The organism is Kitasatospora paranensis (assembly GCF_039544005.1).
Taxonomy (GTDB): domain Bacteria; phylum Actinomycetota; class Actinomycetes; order Streptomycetales; family Streptomycetaceae; genus Kitasatospora; species Kitasatospora paranensis.
Genome location: NZ_BAABKV010000001.1, coordinates 5,995,042 through 6,014,851 on the forward strand (window position 1 = coordinate 5,995,042; position 19,810 = coordinate 6,014,851).

The following is a 19,810-nucleotide window of genomic DNA, read 5'->3' on the forward strand; positions in this document are numbered from 1 at the left end:
AGTCACCGATGCTCCGTTCCGCCCTCCTCGCCGCGTCCCGCTCCCCGCAGGTCCGCACCGTCGTCGAGAAGTTCCCGCCGACCCAGGCCATCGTGAAGCGCTTCGTCGCCGGCGACGTCCTCGACCAGGGCATCACCGCCACCGGCGAGCTGGTCGCCACCGGCCGCAAGGTCACCCTGGACCACCTCGGCGAGGACACCAAGGACGCCGGCCAGGCGGCCGGCACCGCGGAGGCGTACGAGCACCTGCTGACCGCGCTGAAGGAGACCGGCCTGGCCGCGGATGCCGAGGTGTCGGTCAAGCTCTCGGCGGTCGGCCAGTTCCTGCCCGCCGACGGCGAGAAGATCGCGCTGGAGAACGCCCGCCGGATCTGCGAGGCCGCGGCCCGCGCCGGCACCACGGTGACCCTCGACATGGAGGACCACACCACCACCGACTCCACCCTGGAGATCGCCCGCGAGCTGCGCGCCGACTTCCCGTGGCTGGGCGTCGTCCTCCAGGCGTACCTGCGCCGCACCGAGGCCGACTGCCGCGACCTCTCCGGTGCCGGGTCCCGCGTCCGGCTGTGCAAGGGCGCCTACAAGGAGCCCGAGTCGGTCGCCTTCCAGGGCAAGAAGGACGTGGACCTCGCGTACGTCCGCGCCCTCAAGGTGCTGATGGCGGGCGAGGGTTACCCGATGATCGCCTCGCACGACCCGCACATGATCCGCATCGCCGGCCAGCTCGCCGAGTGGAACAAGCGCGACACCGACAGCTTCGAGTACCAGATGCTGTACGGCATCCGCCCCGAGGAGCAGCTGCGCCTGGCCGAGGCCGGCAACACCATGCGCGTCTACCTGCCGTACGGCCAGGAGTGGTACGGCTACTTCATGCGCCGCCTCGCGGAGCGCCCGGCCAACCTGGCGTTCTTCCTGCGGGCGATGGCCACCCGCGGCTGACGGATCGTCGGCTGCCGCAAGAATGGCCGGAGGGGACGAGCGTGTGGGTGCTCGTCCCCTCCGGCATGTACCGTCCGGGCCCCGGTCAGCGCCACTCGCGGACGTCGCGCAGCTCGCCGGTGCGCAGGTCGGGCCGGCCCCAGAGGTCGCCGGCCTGCGTGGCGTACACCGCCACCAGCTGCCCCTGCGCGTCCGTCCAGGCGCTGTGGTAGCCGATCCGCCACGAGGGCTCCGGCACCGGCGGCGGCGCCAGGCGCAGCCGTTCGCCGCCGTCCGGGTCGAGGACGAGGGCGTTGCTCGGCCGCGCCGGGTTGCCCTCCGGCTCCTCCACGACCAGGACGCCCGGCGGCTCCTCGCAGCCGACGACCGAGACCGGCGGCCGCTCGAACGTCCGCTCCCCGGAGCCCTCCGGGCCCGTCCAGCGGACGGTGCGCCGCCCCTGCTCCCAGTCGATGTCCATGGCGGGTCGCCCTCCTGCTCCGGTCACGAGATCTCGACGGGGTCGCCGATCGGGATCAGTCTGGCACGGTCGGCGAAGTTCATGATCTCCAACTGGGTCGCCCCGCCCGGCAGGTGACCCAGCACCGGGTCGTCCTGCGGCCCGATGATGCTCTCCTGGATCCGGATCGGATCGCCGTGCGTCGGGACGGCGTAGCGCTGCACCAGCGACACGTCCGGCTTCCAGTCGGTGCGGATCGCCAGCCGGTTGCGGACGAACGCCTGGTCGGGCACGTCCTCGAACGTCCCGAAGCCGCCCGGACGGGAGACCGGCTGCCCCCGCGAGATCACCATGTTGAACGTCTCGCCCGGCCGTGCCAGCCGCGAGGTGATCGGCGAGCCGGGCACGTTGGGCGGCTCCCGCAGCGCCGGCGGCAGTGCCGCCCTCGCGTGCGGGGAGAGGCCGAGCGGGTCCGTCCAGGTGAGCGGGTTGTGGACGTAGCCGTCCGGGTTGGGCCCGGGGCCAGGCCCAGCGGGTCGGGGCTGACGTAGCGCGCGGTCTCCGGGTCGTAGTAGCGGTGGACGTTGTAGTGGAGCCGGCTCTCCGGGTCGAAGTACTGGCCGGGGAAGCGCAGCGGGGTGTAGGTCGTGCTGTCCGCCGGCCACGTGGTGTGGCCCCACAGCGTGCTGGTGGCGCGCCAGGCGACGGTGTCGGTGGCCGGGTCCACGAGTTCGGTGGGGGTGCCGACGAGGTCGGTGACGATGGCGAAGAAGCGCCGGTCCACCTGGCCCTGGGCGGTGACGGTCTCGGTCTGCGCGAGCGGGTGCAGTCCGTGGTGGTCCCAGCTGAGGGTGTGCGGCCCGGGCAGGTAGGGCGCCCGCGCGGTCTGCTCGCAGAGCGCGGCGCCGTCCCAGGTGAAGTCGGTGCGCTCGGTGGCGGTCGCACCGTCGGCACCGAGGCGCTCCTTGGCGATCCTGCGGCCGAACGGGTCGTAGCGGTAGCGCCAGCGGGTGCCGTCGGGCGTGGTGAGGTGGGTGAGCCGGTCCTCGGCGTCCCAGGTGTACTGCCAGCTGTCGGGCTTGCGCGAGAGCCGGGTGACCTGGCGGAGCGTGGTGCGGCCGGCGGCGTCGTGCTCGTAGCGGACGCGGCCCGCGCCGACCAGCTGCGTCCCCTCGTAGCTGCGGGCCCCGACGGCGGCCGCGGTGGCCCCGGTGGCGGGCCAGTGGGCGTCGGTGACGTTGCCGACCGCGTCGTAGGCGTAGCGCTCGCTCCAGTCCGCGGCGGTGACCGCGGTGACCCGGCCGGCCCGGTCGAGGTCGAAGGTGCGGCTACCGGTGAGCAGGTCCTCCGTCGCGGTCAGGTGGCCGTCGGCGCGGTACGTCCAGCCGCGCTGCTGCAGGACACCGGCGGGGGTACTGACCCGCCGTCCGGTGAGGCGGTGGCGGCTGTCCCGGACTTCGGCCACGGTGAGGTGGTCCGCGTAGGTGCGCTCCACCTCGCGGCCCGCGGCGTCGTGCGCGAAGCCGACCCCGCCGCCGGCCGTGGACAGCGCCGCGGGGCGGCCGGCCGCGTCGTACGTCCAGGCGCTGGTGTGGCCGGCCGGGGTGGTGCGGTGGGTCGTCCGGCCGAGCGGGTCGCGCCGGTGGGTGAGGGTGCGTCCGTTGACGGTCTCGGTGAGCAGCCGGCCGAGCGCGTCGTGGGTGCGGGTGACCTCGGCGTCGGGGCCGACGGCCCTGGCCAGGTTGCCCGCCGCGTCGTAGTCGAAGGTGGTGAGGCTGCCGTCGGCGTCCTTGGCGGTCAGCCGGTCCAGCAGGTCGTGCCGGTAGCCCGTCCGCCGGCCGAGCGGGTCGACCGTCCCCGTGATGCGCCCCGCCGCGTCGAACTCGTAGGCGAGCGCCCGGCCCTGGAAGTCGCTCTCGCCGATCAGCCGCCCTGCCGGGTCGTAGCGGTAGCTCCACTGCCGGCCGAGCGGGTCGGTGACGCCGACCAGCTGCATGTGGGCGTCGTGGGTGAACGTGGTGCGGGCGCCGTCGGGCCCGGTGCGGGCGGCGAGGGTCTCGAAGTGGGTGTACTCCCAGGCGGTGGTGCGGCCGACGGGGTCGGTGCGGGTGAGGCAGTTGCCCTCGCCGTCGTACGTCCAGCTCTCGGTGGCGCCGTCGGGGGTGGTCCGGGAGGCGGGGCGGCCCTCCACCGTCCAGCTCAGCCGGGTGACGGCGCCGAGCGGGTCGGTGATGGCGACGGTGCGGCCGAAGGCGTCGCGGTCGTAGCGGGTGACGGCCCCGGTCGGGTCGGTGACCTCGGCCGGGAGACCGGCCGGGGTGCAGCGCACCCGCGTCGTGTGGCCGAGCGCGTCGGTGACGGCGGCCAGGTGGCCCGCGGCGTCGTAGGCGAAGAACGTGGTGGCGCCGGCCGGGTCGGTGAGCGAGGTGTGCCGTCCGGCCTCGTCGTACGTCTGGCGCCAGGTCGCCCCGCCGGGTTCGGTGACGGTCTCGGGCAGGCTCAGCCCCGCAGCGTAGGTGACCGTGGCCCGTTCGCCGTCGGGGCGGGTGATGCTGGCGAGGTCGCCGGCGCCGTCGTACTGGTAGCGGGTGGTGCGGCCCAGGGGGTCGGTCTCGGCGAGGAGGCGGTCGTAGGGGTCGCGTTCGTAGTGGGTGGTGTGGCCGAGCGGGTCGGTGATCGCGGTGATCCGGGCGTGGTCGTCGACCAGGTAGGCGGTGGTGTGCCCGAGGGCGTTGGTCTCGGTGTGGGTGCGCAGTCGGGTGGCCGGGTCGGGGTCGCCGTAGGTGAAGTGGAAGCGCAGGGCGCCGTCGGTGCCGCCCTCGTCGACGACCCGGTCGAGGGTGTCGTAGGTGTAGCGGTACTGGGAGTTGTTGCGGTCCGTCCAGGACAGCATCCGGCCGGTGGCGTCGTTGGCGAAGCGCATGGGCTTGCCGGAGGAGTTGTAGACGCTGGTGAGGTGGCCGTCGGTGTAGCCGTAGCGCAGCAGCATGGCGTCGCCGCCGCCGTCTGCGGCGTTGGCCAGACGCAGGGCGGTGATGCGTTCCGCGTCGACGGTGACCAGCAGCGTGTAGCCGCCGGAGTGGCTGATGGACAGGGGGTGCCGTCGGGGTCGTAGGCCAGGGTGTAGTGGCGCCCGTGCCGGTCGCGGACGGTGGTGAGGAGGGCCTCGGCGCCGTCGCCGGTGGGGGTGAACTCCTTGACCAGCCCGGTGGCCGGGTCGGTGACGGTGTAGCGGCCGGTGCCGGGGTCGAGGTCGAGTTCGTGGCGGGAGCCGGCGGAGGCGAACACCGGGTCGCCGGGTTCGGGGTGCGGGTAGGCCTGGGTGATCCGGTCCGGGCGGACGTGGACGACACCCTGCCCGTCGATCTCCAGGCGTTCGTCGAAGGTGCAGACCCAGCGCGGGCCCATCCAGCGGCCGGCCAGGTAGCCGGAGTCGAAGCTGCGGGTGAACTCCAGCGGCAGCGAACCGGGCAGGGCGGCGTCGACCTGGTCGATGTACATCCGGCCGGTCGCCATGTCGACCGGCTCACCGCCGCCGCACCGGGTGTCCTGCGGCCGTCCCTCGGTGCGCGGGCTCCGCACCTGCTCCCGGCCGCGCCCGCGCGGATGCGAACCGCCGCCACGGCCGCCGCCAGCGCCGGAGCGCGGGTGCGGCAGGCCCTTGCCGCCCTCGCCGTGCAGGATCCTCTCCAGGTCCTTCGCGTGCTCGGCGTCGATCTCCCGGGTGTTGTGCGCGACCTTCCTCAGGTTGTCGCCGGCCTGCCTGTACAGCTTGTGCACGGCCTTGCCCGCGTCCTCGGCGAGCGTCCTGCCGAGCTTCTGCGCCCCGTGCTCCAGCGCCTGGACGATCCGGTTGCTCATGCGAAGCTCACCCCGGCGAGCTTGGACCGGAACGCCTGCGCGTGACCGGCGACGGTCTCCGCGTGCCGGTGCATGGTCTGCGCATGGGACTCCAACGCGTCCGGGTCGATCCGGAATCCCGTCCCGCCCCCGCCACCGGACACGCCCAGCGCCGACTCCGCCGCCCGGAACACCATCCCCGACACCGCCCGGCCGACCACCTCCACCAGCGGGTCGACGGCGGCCTCCACGACCTGCCCGATGATGTACTGCTCCAACTGCTGCTCCAGGAAGTTGACGAGCTTCTTCGCCGCCTCCTCGATCAGCACCAGCGCCGCCTCCGCCGCGCCGAGCGTGGCCACCGCTGCCGCCTGGTCCGCCACGAACGCCGCCGCCAACGCGACCAGTTCGGCGATCGCCTCCAGCTTCATCGCCACGATCACCCCGGCGGCCACGTCCAGGGCGCTCGCCACCACATGGCACGCCTGCACCAGCTCGTCCATGTGACTGCCCGACAGTTCGGACCACTTGGCGAGCAGCGCCTCGTACGACGCGCCCTGGTACGCCTCGGACAGCGCATGGATCGTCGCCGTCGACTCCCGGTGCGCCGCCTCGATGTTCTCGGCGAACTCCTTGACGTGCGAGCCGAACTCGCGGACCTTGTCCTCGTTCACCGAAGGCCAGTTGATCCCGATGAAGCCGAGGAACGACTCCACTTCACCGGGCAGTTCGATCGCCATGGGTCCCCCGTCGGCTGTAGGCGCATCAGAACGTAGCCAAGCGGAGGCCCGAGCGCGAGATGCGTTGCCGGATCGAGTCGGGGTTCACCGGAACTGCACGCCGGGGGAGTCGATGGTCAAGCCGCGGTAAAGGCCTACAGCATCCCGGCGGCCGCGTCGACCATGCCGCGGGCGGTCTTGGCGTCGACGTACTCGCCGAGGGCGGTCATCACCCACTCGCCGGAGTACTGCCGGACGAGCTTGCACATGGCGGCGCCCGTCCGCGGCTCGGCGTGGGTGAGGTCGAAGCGGACGAGCTCCTCGCCGCTGCCGGCGTCGACGAGCCGGCAGTAGGCGTTCTTGATGTCCGTGAACTTCTGGCCGGAGAAGGAGTTGACCACGAAGACCAGGCCGCAGACCTCCGGCGGGACGCCCTCCAGGTGCACGGTGATCGACTCGTCGTCGCCCGCGCCGGCGCCGGTGAGGTTGTCGCCGGAGTGGGCGATCGCACCGTTGAAGATCGACAGCTTCATGAACCAGGCCGTCTCGATCCGCTTGCGCTGCGCGTCGAAGGCGATGCACGAGGCGTCCAGGTCGACGTTGCGGCCGCGCCCGGCCGGCTCCCAGCCGAGGCCCATCCGGACGGCGGACAGGAACGGCTTGCCGCCCTTCTCCAGCGAGACCGAGCCGCCCTTGACCAGGTTCACCCGGCCCTTGTCGAGGGTCACCTTGGTCATCGACGGTGCGGCCGGGGCCGCCGCGGGGGCGGGCGGCGCGGCCGGCACCGGCGGGGCCGCGGAGACCGGCGGGGCCGCGGGCACCGGCGGGGCGGCCGCTGCCGCGGGCTCCTCCACCCGGACTCCGAAGTCGGTCGCGATCCCGGCCAGTCCGTTGTCGTACCCCTGGCCGACCGCGCGGACCTTCCACGTGCCGCCGCGGCGGTAGACCTCCACGACGACCAGGGCCGTCTCCCGGGTGAGGCGCGGCGGGGTGAAGGTGATCAGCACCTCGCCGGTGCCGGCGTCGCGGACCGTCGCGGTGGGCTCGGTGCCGGCGAACGTCGCGCCGGCCTCGTCCAGGCTGGCGGTGACCACGATCCGGTCGATGCCGGCCGGCACGGCGGCGGTGTCCACGGTGATCGCGTCCGGGCTGCCGGCGGCGGCCGGGCGGTGCGTGACCCCGGGGCCGTTCGGCGCGTTGAAGAAGACGAAGTCGGCGTCCGACCTGACCTTGCCGGCCTCGGTCAGCAGCAGACCGGAGACGTCGAGAGCCTTGGGGGCGGTCACCTCGACCGTCACCCGGGCGGCGTTGATCGGGGCGTTGCCACCCTGGGTCAGGACCGTCGTCACGATGCTCCTCCTCGCGCCTCGGCCGTGCCGAGTTCCAGCGCCCCACCCTAGGGCAACGGGCCGCCCGCCCGCCGGTGACCCGCGGTCGGCGGCGCCGTCCGCGCAACGGACTTGTCCGGGCCGCCGGGCTGGGAAAGCATGCGGGAATGCCAGCTCTCCAACGAACCGAAGCCACCGTCCGTGCCCACCTGCTCGACGTGCGCTCCTCCACCGCCGACCTCGACCTCACCCGCGGCGAACGGCTCTTCCGCAGCACCACCGTGATCCGGTTCGGCTGCACCGAGCCCGGCGCGGCGTCCTTCGTGGACGTCGAACCGGTGGCCCTGCTCCGCGCCGAACTCAACGGCAGGCCGCTCGACCTCGCCACCCTCGACGGCAACCGGCTGCCGCTGCCCGGCCTGGCCGCCGAGAACGAGCTGCTGGTCGAGGCCGACATGGCGTACTCGCACACCGCCGAGGGCCTGCACCGGTTCACCGACCCGGCCGACGGCGCCGGCTACGTGTACGGGTCGTGCGGCCCCGACCTGGCACCGAAGGTGTTCGCCTGCTTCGACCAGCCCGACCTGAAGGCCCCGTTCGCCTTCACCGTCACCGCGCCCGACGACTGGACGGTGATCGGCACCGGCGCCGCCTCCCGGCTCGCCGACGGCCGCTGGGAGATCGTCCCGGCCGGTCCGATCTCCAGCTACCTGGTGACGGTGGTCGGCGGGCCGCTGCACGCCGTGCACGACGAGCACGACGGCATCCCGCTCGGCCTGTACGCCCGCCGCTCGCTGGCCGCCGAACTGGACCGCGAGGCGGCGGACCTCTTCGAGGTCACCCGGGCCTCCTTCGACCGGCTGCACGGCCTGTTCGAGGAGCGCTACCCGTTCGGCGGCTACGACCAGGTCTTCGTCCCGGAGTTCAACTGGGGTGCGATGGAGAACCCGGGCTGCGTGGTCTTCCGCGACGAGATGCTGTTCCGCTCGGCGCCGACCGACACCCAGCGCGCCATGCGGGCGATGGTGGTCTGCCACGAGATGGCCCACATGTGGTTCGGCGACCTGGTCACCATGGCCTGGTGGGACGACGTCTGGCTGAACGAGTCCTTCGCCGAGATGCTCGGCTACCGGATCGCCGCCGAGTCCACCCGGCACACCTCCGCCTGGACGGCCTTCTCCGCCCGCCGCAAGGGCTGGGGCTACGACGCCGACCAGCGCTCCAGCACCCACCCGGTCGCCGCGACCGCCACCGGCTCGGTCGCCGAGGCGCTCGGCAACTTCGACGGCATCTCCTACGCCAAGGGTGCCTCGGCCCTGCGGCAGCTGGTGCACTGGCTCGGCGACAAGGCGTTCTTCGCCGGACTCAACGCGTACTTCGCCGAGCACCGCTGGGGCAACGCCGACCTCGCCGACTTCCTCGCCGCGCTCGGCGCCGCCGGCGGCCGGGACGTGGCCGCCTGGGCCGACGCGTGGCTGCGCACCACCGGCGTGGACGTGCTGCGGATCGAGACCGACGCCGACGGCGACGCCCTCACCGGCGCCGTCCTGGTCAACGACGGCAGCCGCCCGCACCGGGTGCGGATCGGCGTGTACGACCGGGCCGGCGAGGCGCTGGTGCTCCGCGCCAAGCTGGACGCGGACGTCGCCCCCGGCGGCCGCACCCCGCTCCCCGAGCTCGCCGGCACGGCCCGCCCGGCCCTGCTGCTGCCGAACGACGACGACCTGACCTGGGCACTGATCCGGCTGGACGCGCACTCCGCGGCGACGGTGGCGGCCTCCCTGTCGGCCGTCCCGGACGAGCTCGCCCGCGCCGTCCTCTGGGAGCACGCCCGCGACCTCGTCCGCTCGGCCGAACTGCCCGCCGCCGGCTACCTCCGGCTGGTGGCCGACCACCTGCCGGCCGAGAGCTCGGACGCCATCGTCGAGGCGGTGCTGCGCTTCGCCACCGACCACGTGGTGGGGCGCTACCTGGCCCCGGCCGACCGGCCGGCCGCGCTCGGCCTGCTGGGCGACACCGTCCGGGCGTTGCTGGCCCGCCCCGACGCCGGGGAGAGCCTGCGGATCGCCGCGCTGCGCGGCGCGGTGGCGACCGCCACGGGCCCGGCGCGGATCGCCGAACTCGCGGGCTGGCTGGACGGCCGCGACCTGCCGGACGGCCTCCCGTTCGACCACGACCTGCGCTGGGCCGGGCTGGCCGTGCTCGCCGCCGCGGGCGCGGTGGGCGAGGAGCGGATCGCCGCCGAACTCGCCGCCGACCCCAGCGACACCGGCGAGCAGGGCGCCGCCCGGGCCCGGCGGCGCTGCCCGCGCGGGCGGCCAAGGAGCAGGCCTGGCAGCGGATGTTCACCCCCGACGCGCTCTCCAACCAGCTGCTGACGGCGACCGCGGACGGGTTCTGGCGCTCGGGTTCGCCCGAGCTCCAGGCGGACTACCGGCAGCGGTACTTCGCGCAGATCCCGACGGCGGGGGAGCGCGGTGGCGCGGTCGCCAAGGCGCTCGGTGCCGGGCTGTTCCCGTCCGGCGCGGCCGAGCCGGACACCGTCCGGGCGGCCGAGGCCTGCCTGGCCCGCACCGATCTGGCCCCGGCGCTGCGGCGCTGCCTCGCCGACGAACTCGACGACCTGCGCCGGGCGGTGGCGCACCGGGCCTGACACCGGCCGGTCCGACGCCGATGGGCCGCCCGGTCGGTTCGACCGGGCGGCCCATCGGCGGGACGGCGTGTCCTCAGTGCGCGGCTGCGGCCTCCGCGGCCGGCTCGGCCACGGCTGGCCGGGCGGGCGCCGGGTTCAGCAGACGCTCGGCCAGATGCCCGAAGAGCAGCCCGAAGGAGGCCCAGAAGGTCAGCTGGATGGAGAGCGCGGCGACCCGGAACTGCCAGAGCAGCGTCGCCGGGAAGTCCTCCGGCACCTCGTTGATCGCGGGCAGGAAGGCGTAGGCCAGGCCGACCGCGACCGCGAAGGCGGCTACCGCCGCGACGGTGGCCCACCAGGTGCCGAGCCTCGGGGCGAGCCGTTTGCCGAGGATCACCGCGGCGACGGACAGCAGCACGCTGAGCGCCATCATCAGGAAGTACAGCGTGGTGCGCTTGCCGATGGTCTCGGGATCGCCGACGGACGGCGGGTTGGCCGGGTACTTGAGGAACGGCACCAGGTAGACGGCGACCAGGGCGGTGCCGGCGAGCAGGGCGGCGGTCGCCCGCGGGGTGAAGCGACCGACCCGGCCGAGCGCGAAACAGAACGCCAGGCCGGCGATGCCGCCGAGCGCCACGCCGTACACCAGCACACCGGTGGCGAGGCCCGCGGTGGACTGCAGGGAACGGCTGACCAGTTCCATCCCGTGCTCGGTGGTGTGGGCGTCCTCGTAGGCGATGGCCGCGTCGACCCGCGGTTCGCCGAGCAGGTAGGCGACGACCAGGGCGATCAGGCCGGCGGCGAGGCCGGCGAGCATGCCGCGGACGAGCAGGGATCTGACGGAGACGGAGTTCACGGTGTCCGCCGGATCAGTGGCAGGGGAAGCCGAGCAGGTGCCGGCCGTCGTGCACCCACTCGTGCACGTTCTCGCCGGAGATCAGGGAGGTGGCGCCCTGCTCGGCGCCGACGAAGTAGATCAGGGCGAGCATCAGGATGCCGAAGAAGACGGCCCACGGCAGGACGGCCTTCACGGGAAGGGGGCCACCGACGGCGTGCTGGTCGGGGAGAGGGCAGGGGCGACGGACTGAGCCATGGCAGGACCTCCTCGGGAACTCGCGTCCCGCTAGATGGTGCAGGGACGACGGCCCGGGTCTGACTTTCCGGCAGGCGCCCCGCTGGGGCGGTGACTGCCGGACTTACAGTGGCGCGACCGTGCCGGATTCTCACCGGGCTTCCGTCATGCCGTCGTCATGTCGACCTGAAGGTACCGTCACTCGGGTCGCCCGCCAAGGGCGTGCGCAGGGAGCACAGCGCCGCGCCGGCCGGCGGCGTGCGCCGGGGGCCGGGCGGATCCGGCTGTGCGGCAGGGGAGTTGGCGAGGGAGGAGCAGCCGGTGACGGTGCGCGTGACATTGGTCTCAGCGGTGCTCGGCGCGGCCGCGCGGCAGCCCCGGTTCGAGGACGACCGGCCGCTCGGCGAGCCGGACCTGCGCCCGGCGCGGGAGGCGGCCGGGCGCGTCGACCCGGGTGGGCTGGTGGTCGCCGCGCCGTCCCCGCGCTGCACGCAGACCGCCGAGGCGCTCGGTCTGGCGGCGGATCCGGTGCCCGCGCTGGCCGGTGCCGCGACCGGCCGCTGGCGCGGACGCACCCTGGAGGAGGTGGCCGCGGCCGAGGGCGGGGAGCTGGCCCGGTGGCTCTCCGACCCGGCGGCGGCCCCGCACGGCGGCGAGTCGGTGCTCGACCTGTGCGCCCGGGTCGGCGGCTGGCTGGACGCGCTGCCCGCGGACGGCCCGCGGGTGACCGCGGTGGTCGAGCCGGACGTCGTCCGGGCAGCCGTGCTGCACGCGCTCGGGGTGCCCGGCGCGGCCTTCTGGCGGCTGGACGTGGAGCCGCTCTCGGTCACCCGGCTGAGCGGACGGCTCGGCCGCTGGAACGTCAGGCTGGGCCGTCCGTCCGCACAGTGACGACAGGTCAGCCGAAGATACCGCGGACGGCGACCGCCTGCGGGCCGTCCAGGACGAAGGCCGCCGCCGACCAGGTCTCGGGCGCCCCCGCCCGGTCGCCGGCGGGCCTGCTGCCGAGCACCTCGAAGGCGTACCGGCCGGGGGCGATGTCCATTCCGACAGGGAGCGTCCAGCGGTAGACCAGGATGCCGTGCTCCACGGCCACGGTGGTCACCACGCCCGGCAGGCTGCACCACGGGACGGTCCCGGGCAGCGCCTCCGGCCGCTCCAGGCGCAGCTCGACCTGGAGCGCGGTCAGCTGCCGGCGGACGGTCAGCACCACCGTGTGCCTGGTCCCGGACGGCCCGAACCGTTCGACCCGGGCCTGCCCGGAGAGCGCGTCGCCGGACGGCTTGGGCGGCCGGCCGGGCTGCGGGGTGCCGGTGCCCTTGGCCGGGCCGGGCGGTGCCAGGCCCGCCGGTGCGGCGGTCGTCCCGCCGCGCCCGGTGGACGGCGAGGGCGACGGGGACGGTGCACGGGAGGTGCCCGGCCGCGGGTTCCCGGCGGCGGTCGCGGTGCCGTGCGGGCTCGTCCGGGTCGGTGCGGCCGGGTCGCCGGCGGTCTGCGGCGCCGCGCTCTGCGCCGCGAGGACGGGCGCGGCCGCCGTGGAGGCCGCGGGGGAGTCCGGGCTCGGCAGCGGCGGGCTGGCGCCGACGTTCGACATGCCGGGGCGGCGGCCGACGCCCTGCTGCTCGTTCAGCAGCCAGGTGGTGGCGATGCTGATCCCGACCACGGTCGACATCGCCATCGCCGCGCCGGAGAACTTGATGGTGGGCAGCCGTAACCGGCCACCGAAGGGCCCGGGCCGGCTGTGCCGCCCGTACCGGACGGCCTGGCCGGCCGACCCGGTGTGCTCGCGGAGCGCCACGGCTCCCCTCCTCCCCACGCGATGCCGTCTCCCCGGTACCGTCATGGGCCCGCGGCCGCAGTGACAGGGCCATGAGGCTACCAGCGGCGGGCGAGGTCTCCGCCAGACCCGGGACGCAACGTATGTGTTAAGCGTAATGACGTACTGTGGCGGATATCTGACGCACCGTCCAATCCGCGCCGCCGCACGCCACTGCAACCCCTTGCAACCGTTGCCCGCCGCCGCGCGGTGCCGCAGGCTGGGTCGAACCCCAGCCGCCTCGGAGAGACCGTCATGCCGCGCGACCCGCTGTCCGTACCGTCCGATCCGATCGCCGCCACCCCCACGGGCGACGACAAGGATCGCCGCCCCGCCGTCCCGGCGGTGGTGGACGAGGTGCTGACGCTGCGGATCGCCCTCGACGACGACCAGGTGGGAGAGGTGCGTACCCGGTTCCGGTACGACACCGCGCGGCCCTGCGAGGTGCTGCTGACCTTCCATCTCGGCCGCTTCGACGAGGCGGACTGGGTGTTCTCGCGGGAGCTGCTGCGCGACGGGCTGGCCGGGCTCAGCGGCCAGGGCGACATCAAACTCTGGCCGGCCTACTGCCCGTGCCACGGCTCCACCCTGCACATGGCGCTCGACTCGCCGCACGGCAGCGCCCTGCTGGAGGCCTCCCGCCCGCGCGTGCGGGACTGGCTGGATCGGACGTACGCGGCGGTCAGCGCCGAGCAGGAGAGTGCGGCCGGCCCCAGTGACGACGACCTCGCGGCCTTTCTCGCCGGCGCCCGGGACGAGTAGCCGGCCGGTTCAGGGCCGCGGCACGGGCGGGCCGCCCGGCAGGACGGCGGCGCCGGCCAGCAGGGCCGAGCGCAGCTCCCGGACGGCCGGTGCGGCGGAGGTCGCCAGCAGGTCCAGCGGCTCGGCCGGGCCGGCCACCGTCACCTCGGCGGATGCCGCCAGCCGGTACGGGCGGTGGTCCAGCAGGGCGCCCAGGTAGCGGCGCAGCCGGGAGAGTTCGGCCCGGACGGTGACGGTGCGCGCCGGGTCGCCGAACAGCCCCTCGGCGAGCTCCGCGGCGCTCAGTCCCGTCCGCCGCACCGCGAGCAGCAGCAGCACCTCGGCGTGGCGCGGGCTCAGGGTGTGCGACCAGCCGCCGGCCGCGCCGGCGACGTGCAGCTCGGGCCGTCCGGGTCGGCTCAGGTCGAGGTGGATCCGGGCGCCGTCGCTCTGCTCCGCGGCGGCCGCCGCCGGCCCCAGCGGCCGGACGAGCCAGCCGCCGCCCAGCGGCTCCACCGCGCACCGGCCGAACGCCGGCAGCCACTGCACCGCGCTGCTGCCCCAGCCCTCGGCGGGCAGCCGCAGCCGCGGGATGTGCGGCAGCCCGACGGCCGCGGCCGTCCAGCCGGCGCCGTCGACCACCAAGGCCGGGCCGCTCACCCGGGCCAGCATCGGGGCCGCCAGGGTCCGCAGCCGGTGCAGCGACTCCAGCTGGACGGCGCGCAGCTCGGCCTCGGCGAGCCGGGCGGCCGTGGCGGTGAGGCGCAGCAGGTGCGGCTGGACCTGGTGAGCGGGGCCGCTCAGGTCGAGGACGGCGAGCAGCCGGCCGGTGCGCGGGTCGCGGACGGGGGCGGCGACGCACGTCCAGGCGTGGTGGCTGCGCAGGTAGTGCTCGGCGGAGTGGACGCTGGTGGCCCGCTCGGTGCGCAGTGCCATGCCGATGCCGTTGGTGCCGACCTCGTCCTCCGTCCACCGGGCGCCCTTGTCGAAGCCGATGCCGTCGGCGCTGCGCCGCAGCGGGCGGGCGCCGTCCAGCCAGAGCAGGTGGCCCTCGGGGTCGGCGATGGCGAGCAGCACGGGGGCGTCGCCGGGGTGTCCCAGCAGGGTGCTGCGCAGGGCCGGGAGCACGGCGGCGAGCTGGGAGTCGTGCCGGCGCTGTTCGACCTCGGCGGTGCCGATGCGGCGGATGTTGCGGCCGAGGTCGGGGTCGAGGCCGAGCCGCCGCAGCCGCTGCCAGGAGTCGGAGATCTCGGGGCGGGGCGGCGGGGGCGATGCCGGGGCGCGCTCCTCGCCGGGCGGGCCGCCCTGGCCGGGGACGGCGGCCAGCGTGAGGTCGTAGCTGCGGGCGAGGTCTGCGGTGCCGTGGACGGGGCGGCCGCGGGCAGCCCGGTGTGCACTGTGCATCCGCCCCCGCCCCTCCGTGTGCGCCGCCGGTCCGCAGACAGGGTAAGGCCGTCCGATCGGGACATGCCCAAGGAGCGGGAATTCTCATGTCCGGCGGCGCCAATCGGCCATGATGGCCGGTTGGCGCCGTGCCGGGTGCGCGGTCAGCGCCCGGTGGCGGCCTGGGCGGTCTCCACGGCCTGGTGGAGGTCGGTGGTGGCCTCCAGGGCGGTGGCCGCGGTGGTGGCCAGGCAGCAGCTCAGCAGCAGGGCCGCGGCCGTCCGGCCGGGGCCGCGCCGTGCGGTCGGCGGGGCGAGCAGGGCGGCCACCCGGCGGGGCACCGGCCCGCCGTGGGCGCCGGCGGCCAGCCGGGGGCGGGGCGCCCCGGGGGCGCGGGCGGCGGCGAGCGCGGCCCGCCCGACCGCCCGTGCGGTCAGCGCGCGGTCGCCGACGGCGTGGGCGGCGCTCTCGTCGGCCCAGCGCTCCAGGTGGAAGCCGAGGGCGGGGCGCAGGCCGCGCAGGGCGGGGTGGACGGCGGCGGCGTACTCGCCGAGCGCGAGGAACAGGTGGTGCCGGCCGGCGAGGTGGGCGTGCTCGTGGGCGAGCAGGGCGGCCCGTTCGGCGGCCGGCAGGGCGTCGAGCATGCCGGTGGTGACGACGATCCGGCCGGGCCGGCCGGGCAGGGCGTAGGCGTCGGCGCGCTCGTCGTGGAGCAGGGCGAGCGGCCCGTCGGCGGTGGCCGTGTGCAGGGTGCGCCGGGCGCGGGCCAGGTCGGCGTACTGGCGGCGGGCGGCGCCGGACACCAGGGCGGTGACGGCGATCAGCGCGAGGACGGCGGCGCCGGCCGGGACGGCGGAGGCGGCCGGCAGCCAGTGCGGCGCGAGGTGGGCGAGCCCGGCGACGAACGGCAGCCGGAGCAGTCCGGCGAGGGCGAGCAGGCCGAGGCTGACCACGGTGCCGGCGGCGAGCGCCCCGGCGGTGCCGGCGAGCAGCAGTGCGGCGGCGCGCGGGGTGCAGCGGTCGGCAAGGCGGCGGGCGAGCGGGGCGGCGAGCAGCGGCAGGAACAGCGGTACCCAGACGGCGAGGCTCATGTGGCCTCCCCGAGCAGGTCGCGCAGCAGCTGCTCGTCCTCGGCGGACAGGTCGGAGACGAACCGGGCGAGGACGGTGGAGCGGTCCTGGCCGCGGTCGAGTTCGGTGCGCATCCGGCGGGCGGCGAGACCGGCCTGGTCCTGGACGGTCGGGGCGTAGGCGAAGCCGCGACCCACCCGGGTGCGTCCGACGGTGCCCTTGTCGTGCAGTCGGGCGAGGATCGTGGTGACGGTGGTGCGGGCCAGCTCGTCGCCGAGGGCGGCCTGGACGTCCTGCGGGGTGAGCGGCCTGCTCGCCGCCCACAGGACGGCGAGGACCTGTGCCTCCAGACCGCCGGCCGGCCGTCGGACGGGCGAATCGGACATGTCGACGCTTCCTCCCTGATCGTCTACAGTCATGTAGACCGTCTACGTCACTGTAGACGGTCGTGGTGCCCGCGCGGGGTCGCCACCAAACGTACGGGAGGTCCGCCAACCTTGCCCCAGTCATCCGCCCTGCTCGCGGTGAACGTGCTCGACGCCTCGTCGCTGCTGGCCGCCTTCGGAGCCCTCGGCATCGCCGTCGTCCTGTTCGCCGAGACCGGCCTGCTCGTCGGGTTCTTCCTGCCCGGCGACTCGCTGCTGTTCACCGCCGGCCTGCTGTGCGTGCCCGGCGCCACCGCGGGCCCGCAGCTGCACCTCGCCCAGGTACTGCCGGCCGCCCTGGCCGGTGCGCTGCTCGGGGCCCAGACCGGGTACGTGATCGGCCGCCGCGGCGGCCGGGCCCTGCTGGGCCGCACGGACAGCCGGAGCCTGCACCGCGGCACCGCGCGCGCCGAGGAACTGCTCGCCCGGTACGGACACGGCCGGGCCATCGTGATCGCCCGCTTCGTGCCGGTGGTCCGTACTGTGCTCAACCCGCTCTGCGGCATGGTCGGCGTGCCCGTCCGGACGTTCACGCTCTGGCAGGTCGTCGGCGGCGCGGTCTGGACGATCGGCGTGGTGCTGGCCGGCTACGCGCTCGGCTCGTCGATCCCGAACATCGACCAGTACCTCCTGCCGATCATCGGCGTGGTGATCGTCATCTCGGTGATCCCGGTGGTGCGCGAGGTGCTGCGGGCCCGCCGTGAGGGAGGTGCCCGATGATCGGCTCCTTCCTCGCCTACGACGGCAGCGGCATCGACGGCGGCCTCTACACCCGCGTGATCGGCTGGGCGGACGCCGCCCCGCACTGGCTCGACCGGGTGATCACCGTCTGGTCCGACCTCGGCCTCGCCCTCTTCGCCGTTCTCATGCTGTGCGGCTGGTGGCGGGCGCGCGGCGCCGAATCGGCCGTGATGGCGCGGGTGCTCGCCTCCCCGCTGATCGTGGTCGTCGCGTACGCCGCGAACTCCGTCCTCAAGAGCCTGATCGCGGAGAACCGGCCCTGCCGGCAGCTGCCCGGCAGCGTCACCCTGGAGAGCTGCCCGGTCGCCGGCGACTGGTCCTTCCCGAGCAACCACACGGTGATCGCCTTCGCGGCCGCCACCGCGCTCTGGTTCGCCTACCGCAGGCTCGGCACGGCCGCCCTGGTCGCCGCCGCCCTGATGGGCGCCTCCCGGGTCTGGGTCGGCGTGCACTACCCGCACGACGTCGTGGTCGGCGCCCTGGTCGGCATCCTGGTCGCGGCGCCGCTCGCGGTCCTCGCCGGCCGCGCCGCGCCCTGGTCGACCGGGCCCGCAGCGGCCCGCTGGCCGGCTTCCTCGGTGCCGGACTGGCCGTCTGACACCCCCGACCCCGTACGGCCCGCCGACCCCCGCGGCGGGCCGTACGGCTGTCCCGGCCCGGTCGCCGGACGGGCGGCCGGCCGCCTGCCCGCCCGGCGCCGCTCAGCGCCGGATCAGGCCCCGGGCGGTGGCGGCGGCCACCGCCGCCGTCCGCGAGTCCACGCCCAGCTTGGCGTAGACGTGCACCAGGTGGGACTTCACGGTGGCCTGGCTGATGTGCAGCCGCCGGGCGATCTCCAGGTTCGCCAGGCCCTGCGCCACCAGGTCCAGCACCTGCACCTCGCGCAGGCTCAGCGCCACGGCCGGCGTGCGCATCCGGTCCATCAGCCGGTCGGCCACCGCCGGGGCGAGCGCCGTCCGTCCGGCCGCCGCCTCCCGGACGGCCGCGGCCAGCTCGGCCGGCGGGGCGTCCTTCAGCAGGTAGCCGGTGGCCCCGGCCTCGATCGCCCCGAGGGTGTCCGCGTCGCTGTCGTACGTGGTGACGATCAGCACCCGGGGTGCGCCGGGCCGGGCCGTGATCGCCGCGGTGGCCTGCGCGCCGCCCATGCCGGGGCCGAACTGGAGGTCCATCAGGACGACGTCCACGCCGCCGAGCGCCGCCAGCGCCACCGCCTCCTCCGCGGTGGCCGCCTCCGCGGCGACCTCCAGGTCCGGCTCGGTCTCCAGGACGGCCCGCAGCCCGGCCCGGACCACCGGATGGTCGTCGGCGAGCAGCAGCCGGATCCGGGCCGTCACGGCCGCACCCCGCCGGTCGCGGCCGGTGCGAGCCGGTCGGTCACGGTCAGCTGGGCGGCCACCGCGGTGCCCTGGCCGGGCGCGGACTCCACACTGAGGGTGCCGCCGAGCGCCGCCATCCGGGCCCGCATCGCGGCCAGTCCGAACCCGCCCTCGCCGCCGTCGCCGGCCGGCAGCGCCGACGGGTCGAAGCCGGCGCCGTCGTCGACGACGTCCAGCGCGACCTCGGTGCCCATGTAGCTGAGCGAGACCTCGATCCGCCCGGGCCGGCCGTGCCGGGCGGCGTTGGCCAGCGCGGACTGGGCGATCCGCACCAGCGCCAGCTCCTGCGGGGCGGACAGCGCCACCGCGTCCCCGGAGAGCGTGAAGTGCACCGGCGGCCCGGACCGCGCCGAGGCCGTCGTGCAGAGCCGCTCCAGCGCCACCGCCAGCGGGACGCCGTCCAGCACCGGCGGCGCCAGCGCCCGGACGAACCGCCGGGCCTCCGCCAGGTTGTCCTGGGCCGCCTCCCGGGCCTGCCGCACATGCGCCCCGGCGGCCGGAACGTCGCCGGGCAGGGCCCGTTCGGCGGCCCGCAGCAGCAACTGGATGGAGGACAGCCCCTGCGCGAGCGTGTCGTGGATCTCCCGGGCGAGCCGCTCGCGCTCGGCCAGCACCCCCGCCGCGTGGTCGGCCGCGGCCAGCTCCGCCCGGGCCGCGGTCAGCTCGTCGATCAGCCGCCGCCGCTGCTCGCTCTCCCGGTAGAGCGCCTGGTAGCCGAGCACGGTGGCCACCGCCACCGCCGCCCCGATCGCCGGGCCGATCAGGGCGGCCGGCGCCGGCGCCCCCTCGTGCAGGCAGAAGCCCGCCGCCGCGGCGAGGGCGGTGGCGGCGACCGCGGCCAGGCCGGCCCGGCGCGGCAGCAGGTGGAGCTGGAGGAAGTACAGCGGGAAGGCCAGCCACACGCCGTCCCGGGTGGCCGCGACCAGCAGCAGCCAGGCCGCGCCCAGCGCGGCCAGCCACAGCGCGGTGGCGAGCCGGCGGCGGCCGACGCGCGGCAGCAGCGGCCCGGCCGCGTACACGGCGGCGGTCAGCGCGGCCGCCGCCGTCACCCGGGCGGCGCCGGGCTCCTCACCGGCCAGTGCCCGCGCGGCGGCCAGCGCCAGCAGCCCGGCGATCAGCAGGTGCAGACAGCGGGCGACGACGCGCAGGGCCGGGGTGGGGGCAGGCGGATTCATGGTCCTCCCACGGTACCGGGAGGGCCCGGCGGGCCGATCAATCAAAAGGTTGAATCCTGGGCCCTCCCTTCGATTCCCGGGGATCGAACCGCGGCGTGATGTGCATCCGAAAGCC

General features: G+C 75.4%; 16 protein-coding genes, 4 pseudogenes and 1 riboswitch. Of the genes and pseudogenes, 6 read left to right on the forward strand and 14 right to left on the reverse strand.

Annotation, left to right across the window (positions count from 1 at the left end):
• Nucleotides 1–8 precede the first annotated feature (8 nt).
• Nucleotides 9–938 (forward strand): proline dehydrogenase family protein, encoded by a 930-nt coding sequence (locus ABEB13_RS28500; RefSeq protein ID WP_100888137.1) that lies wholly within the window; start codon nucleotides 9–11, stop codon nucleotides 936–938.
• A gap of 85 nt (nucleotides 939–1,023) precedes the next feature.
• Here the strand turns inward: ABEB13_RS28500 and ABEB13_RS28505 are convergent, their stop codons facing one another.
• The 6 genes and pseudogenes from ABEB13_RS28505 to ABEB13_RS28530 all read right to left on the reverse strand — a co-directional run bounded on the left by ABEB13_RS28505 (nucleotide 1,024) and on the right by ABEB13_RS28530 (nucleotide 7,273).
• Nucleotides 1,024–1,398, reverse strand: a complete 375-nt coding sequence (locus ABEB13_RS28505; RefSeq protein WP_345707729.1) for a hypothetical protein — start codon at nucleotides 1,396–1,398, stop codon at nucleotides 1,024–1,026.
• 23 nt (nucleotides 1,399–1,421) lie between these two features.
• Nucleotides 1,422–1,730 (reverse strand): hypothetical protein, encoded by a 309-nt coding sequence (locus tag ABEB13_RS28510; RefSeq protein ID WP_345707730.1) that lies wholly within the window; start codon nucleotides 1,728–1,730, stop codon nucleotides 1,422–1,424.
• Nucleotides 1,731–1,829: 99 nt separating this feature from the next.
• Nucleotides 1,830–3,523 (reverse strand): annotated as a pseudogene (locus ABEB13_RS40780) (RHS repeat-associated core domain-containing protein); the annotation flags it as partial.
• 353 nt (nucleotides 3,524–3,876) lie between these two features.
• Complete coding sequence (locus ABEB13_RS40785; protein ID WP_425559920.1) at nucleotides 3,877–5,238, reverse strand: DUF6531 domain-containing protein; 1,362 nt, start codon at nucleotides 5,236–5,238, stop codon at nucleotides 3,877–3,879.
• A complete protein-coding gene (locus ABEB13_RS28525; protein ID WP_345707732.1) occupies nucleotides 5,235–5,957 on the reverse strand; it encodes a WXG100-like domain-containing protein in 723 nt (240 codons plus the stop codon). The genes ABEB13_RS40785 and ABEB13_RS28525 overlap by 4 nt, the downstream gene beginning before the upstream one ends.
• Nucleotides 5,958–6,091: 134 nt before the next feature.
• Nucleotides 6,092–7,273 carry a TerD family protein gene (locus ABEB13_RS28530; protein WP_345709857.1) on the reverse strand — a complete coding sequence of 394 codons (1,182 nt, stop codon included), beginning with the start codon at nucleotides 7,271–7,273 and terminating at the stop codon, nucleotides 6,092–6,094.
• A gap of 158 nt (nucleotides 7,274–7,431) precedes the next feature.
• Here ABEB13_RS28530 and pepN point away from each other — a divergent pair.
• A pseudogene (pepN, locus tag ABEB13_RS28535) lies at nucleotides 7,432–9,917 on the forward strand (aminopeptidase N).
• Nucleotides 9,918–9,990: 73 nt separating this feature from the next.
• Here the strand turns inward: pepN and ABEB13_RS28540 are convergent.
• Nucleotides 9,991–10,752, reverse strand: a complete 762-nt coding sequence (locus tag ABEB13_RS28540) for a CbtA family protein (protein ID WP_345707733.1) — start codon at nucleotides 10,750–10,752, stop codon at nucleotides 9,991–9,993.
• A gap of 13 nt (nucleotides 10,753–10,765) precedes the next feature.
• Nucleotides 10,766–10,989, reverse strand: a pseudogene (locus ABEB13_RS28545) (CbtB domain-containing protein).
• Between the two features lie 33 nt (nucleotides 10,990–11,022).
• A riboswitch (cobalamin riboswitch) is annotated at nucleotides 11,023–11,183 on the reverse strand.
• 118 nt (nucleotides 11,184–11,301) lie between these two features.
• On the opposite strand from ABEB13_RS28545, the gene ABEB13_RS28550 reads away from it, so the two are divergent.
• Nucleotides 11,302–11,859, forward strand: coding sequence for a histidine phosphatase family protein (locus tag ABEB13_RS28550; RefSeq protein WP_345707734.1), 558 nt, complete (start codon nucleotides 11,302–11,304; stop codon nucleotides 11,857–11,859).
• A gap of 7 nt (nucleotides 11,860–11,866) precedes the next feature.
• Here the strand turns inward: ABEB13_RS28550 and ABEB13_RS28555 are convergent, their stop codons facing one another.
• Nucleotides 11,867–12,766, reverse strand: coding sequence for a hypothetical protein (locus tag ABEB13_RS28555; protein WP_345707735.1), 900 nt, complete (start codon nucleotides 12,764–12,766; stop codon nucleotides 11,867–11,869).
• A gap of 273 nt (nucleotides 12,767–13,039) precedes the next feature.
• Here ABEB13_RS28555 and ABEB13_RS28560 point away from each other — a divergent pair, with 273 nt between their 5' ends.
• Nucleotides 13,040–13,546 carry an SsgA family sporulation/cell division regulator gene (locus ABEB13_RS28560; RefSeq protein WP_345707736.1) on the forward strand — a complete coding sequence of 169 codons (507 nt, stop codon included), beginning with the start codon at nucleotides 13,040–13,042 and terminating at the stop codon, nucleotides 13,544–13,546.
• 9 nt (nucleotides 13,547–13,555) lie between these two features.
• Here ABEB13_RS28560 and ABEB13_RS28565 read toward each other — a convergent pair whose 3' ends face one another.
• From ABEB13_RS28565 to ABEB13_RS28575, 3 genes are all read right to left on the reverse strand, one after another.
• Nucleotides 13,556–14,929: a helix-turn-helix domain-containing protein gene (locus ABEB13_RS28565; RefSeq protein WP_345707737.1), complete on the reverse strand. Its 1,374-nt coding sequence runs from the start codon at nucleotides 14,927–14,929 to the stop codon at nucleotides 13,556–13,558.
• A gap of 143 nt (nucleotides 14,930–15,072) precedes the next feature.
• Complete coding sequence (locus ABEB13_RS28570; protein WP_345707738.1) at nucleotides 15,073–15,999, reverse strand: M56 family metallopeptidase; 927 nt, start codon at nucleotides 15,997–15,999, stop codon at nucleotides 15,073–15,075.
• Nucleotides 15,996–16,364, reverse strand: coding sequence for a BlaI/MecI/CopY family transcriptional regulator (locus ABEB13_RS28575; protein WP_100888125.1), 369 nt, complete (start codon nucleotides 16,362–16,364; stop codon nucleotides 15,996–15,998). Before ABEB13_RS28575 ends, ABEB13_RS28570 begins: the two co-directional genes overlap by 4 nt.
• A 111-nt stretch (nucleotides 16,365–16,475) precedes the next feature.
• Between ABEB13_RS28575 and ABEB13_RS28580 the strand changes: the two genes are divergently transcribed.
• Both ABEB13_RS28580 and ABEB13_RS28585 read left to right on the forward strand, forming a co-directional pair.
• Nucleotides 16,476–17,123, forward strand: coding sequence for a DedA family protein (locus ABEB13_RS28580; RefSeq protein ID WP_345707739.1), 648 nt, complete (start codon nucleotides 16,476–16,478; stop codon nucleotides 17,121–17,123).
• 191 nt (nucleotides 17,124–17,314) lie between these two features.
• Nucleotides 17,315–17,593, forward strand: a pseudogene (locus tag ABEB13_RS28585) (phosphatase PAP2 family protein); the annotation flags it as partial.
• Between the two features lie 252 nt (nucleotides 17,594–17,845).
• Here the strand turns inward: ABEB13_RS28585 and ABEB13_RS28590 are convergent.
• Both ABEB13_RS28590 and ABEB13_RS28595 read right to left on the reverse strand, forming a co-directional pair.
• Nucleotides 17,846–18,478 (reverse strand): response regulator, encoded by a 633-nt coding sequence (locus tag ABEB13_RS28590; RefSeq protein WP_345707740.1) that lies wholly within the window; start codon nucleotides 18,476–18,478, stop codon nucleotides 17,846–17,848.
• Nucleotides 18,475–19,695 (reverse strand): sensor histidine kinase, encoded by a 1,221-nt coding sequence (locus tag ABEB13_RS28595; protein ID WP_345707741.1) that lies wholly within the window; start codon nucleotides 19,693–19,695, stop codon nucleotides 18,475–18,477. Before ABEB13_RS28595 ends, ABEB13_RS28590 begins: the two co-directional genes overlap by 4 nt.
• Nucleotides 19,696–19,810: the final 115 nt, after the last annotated feature.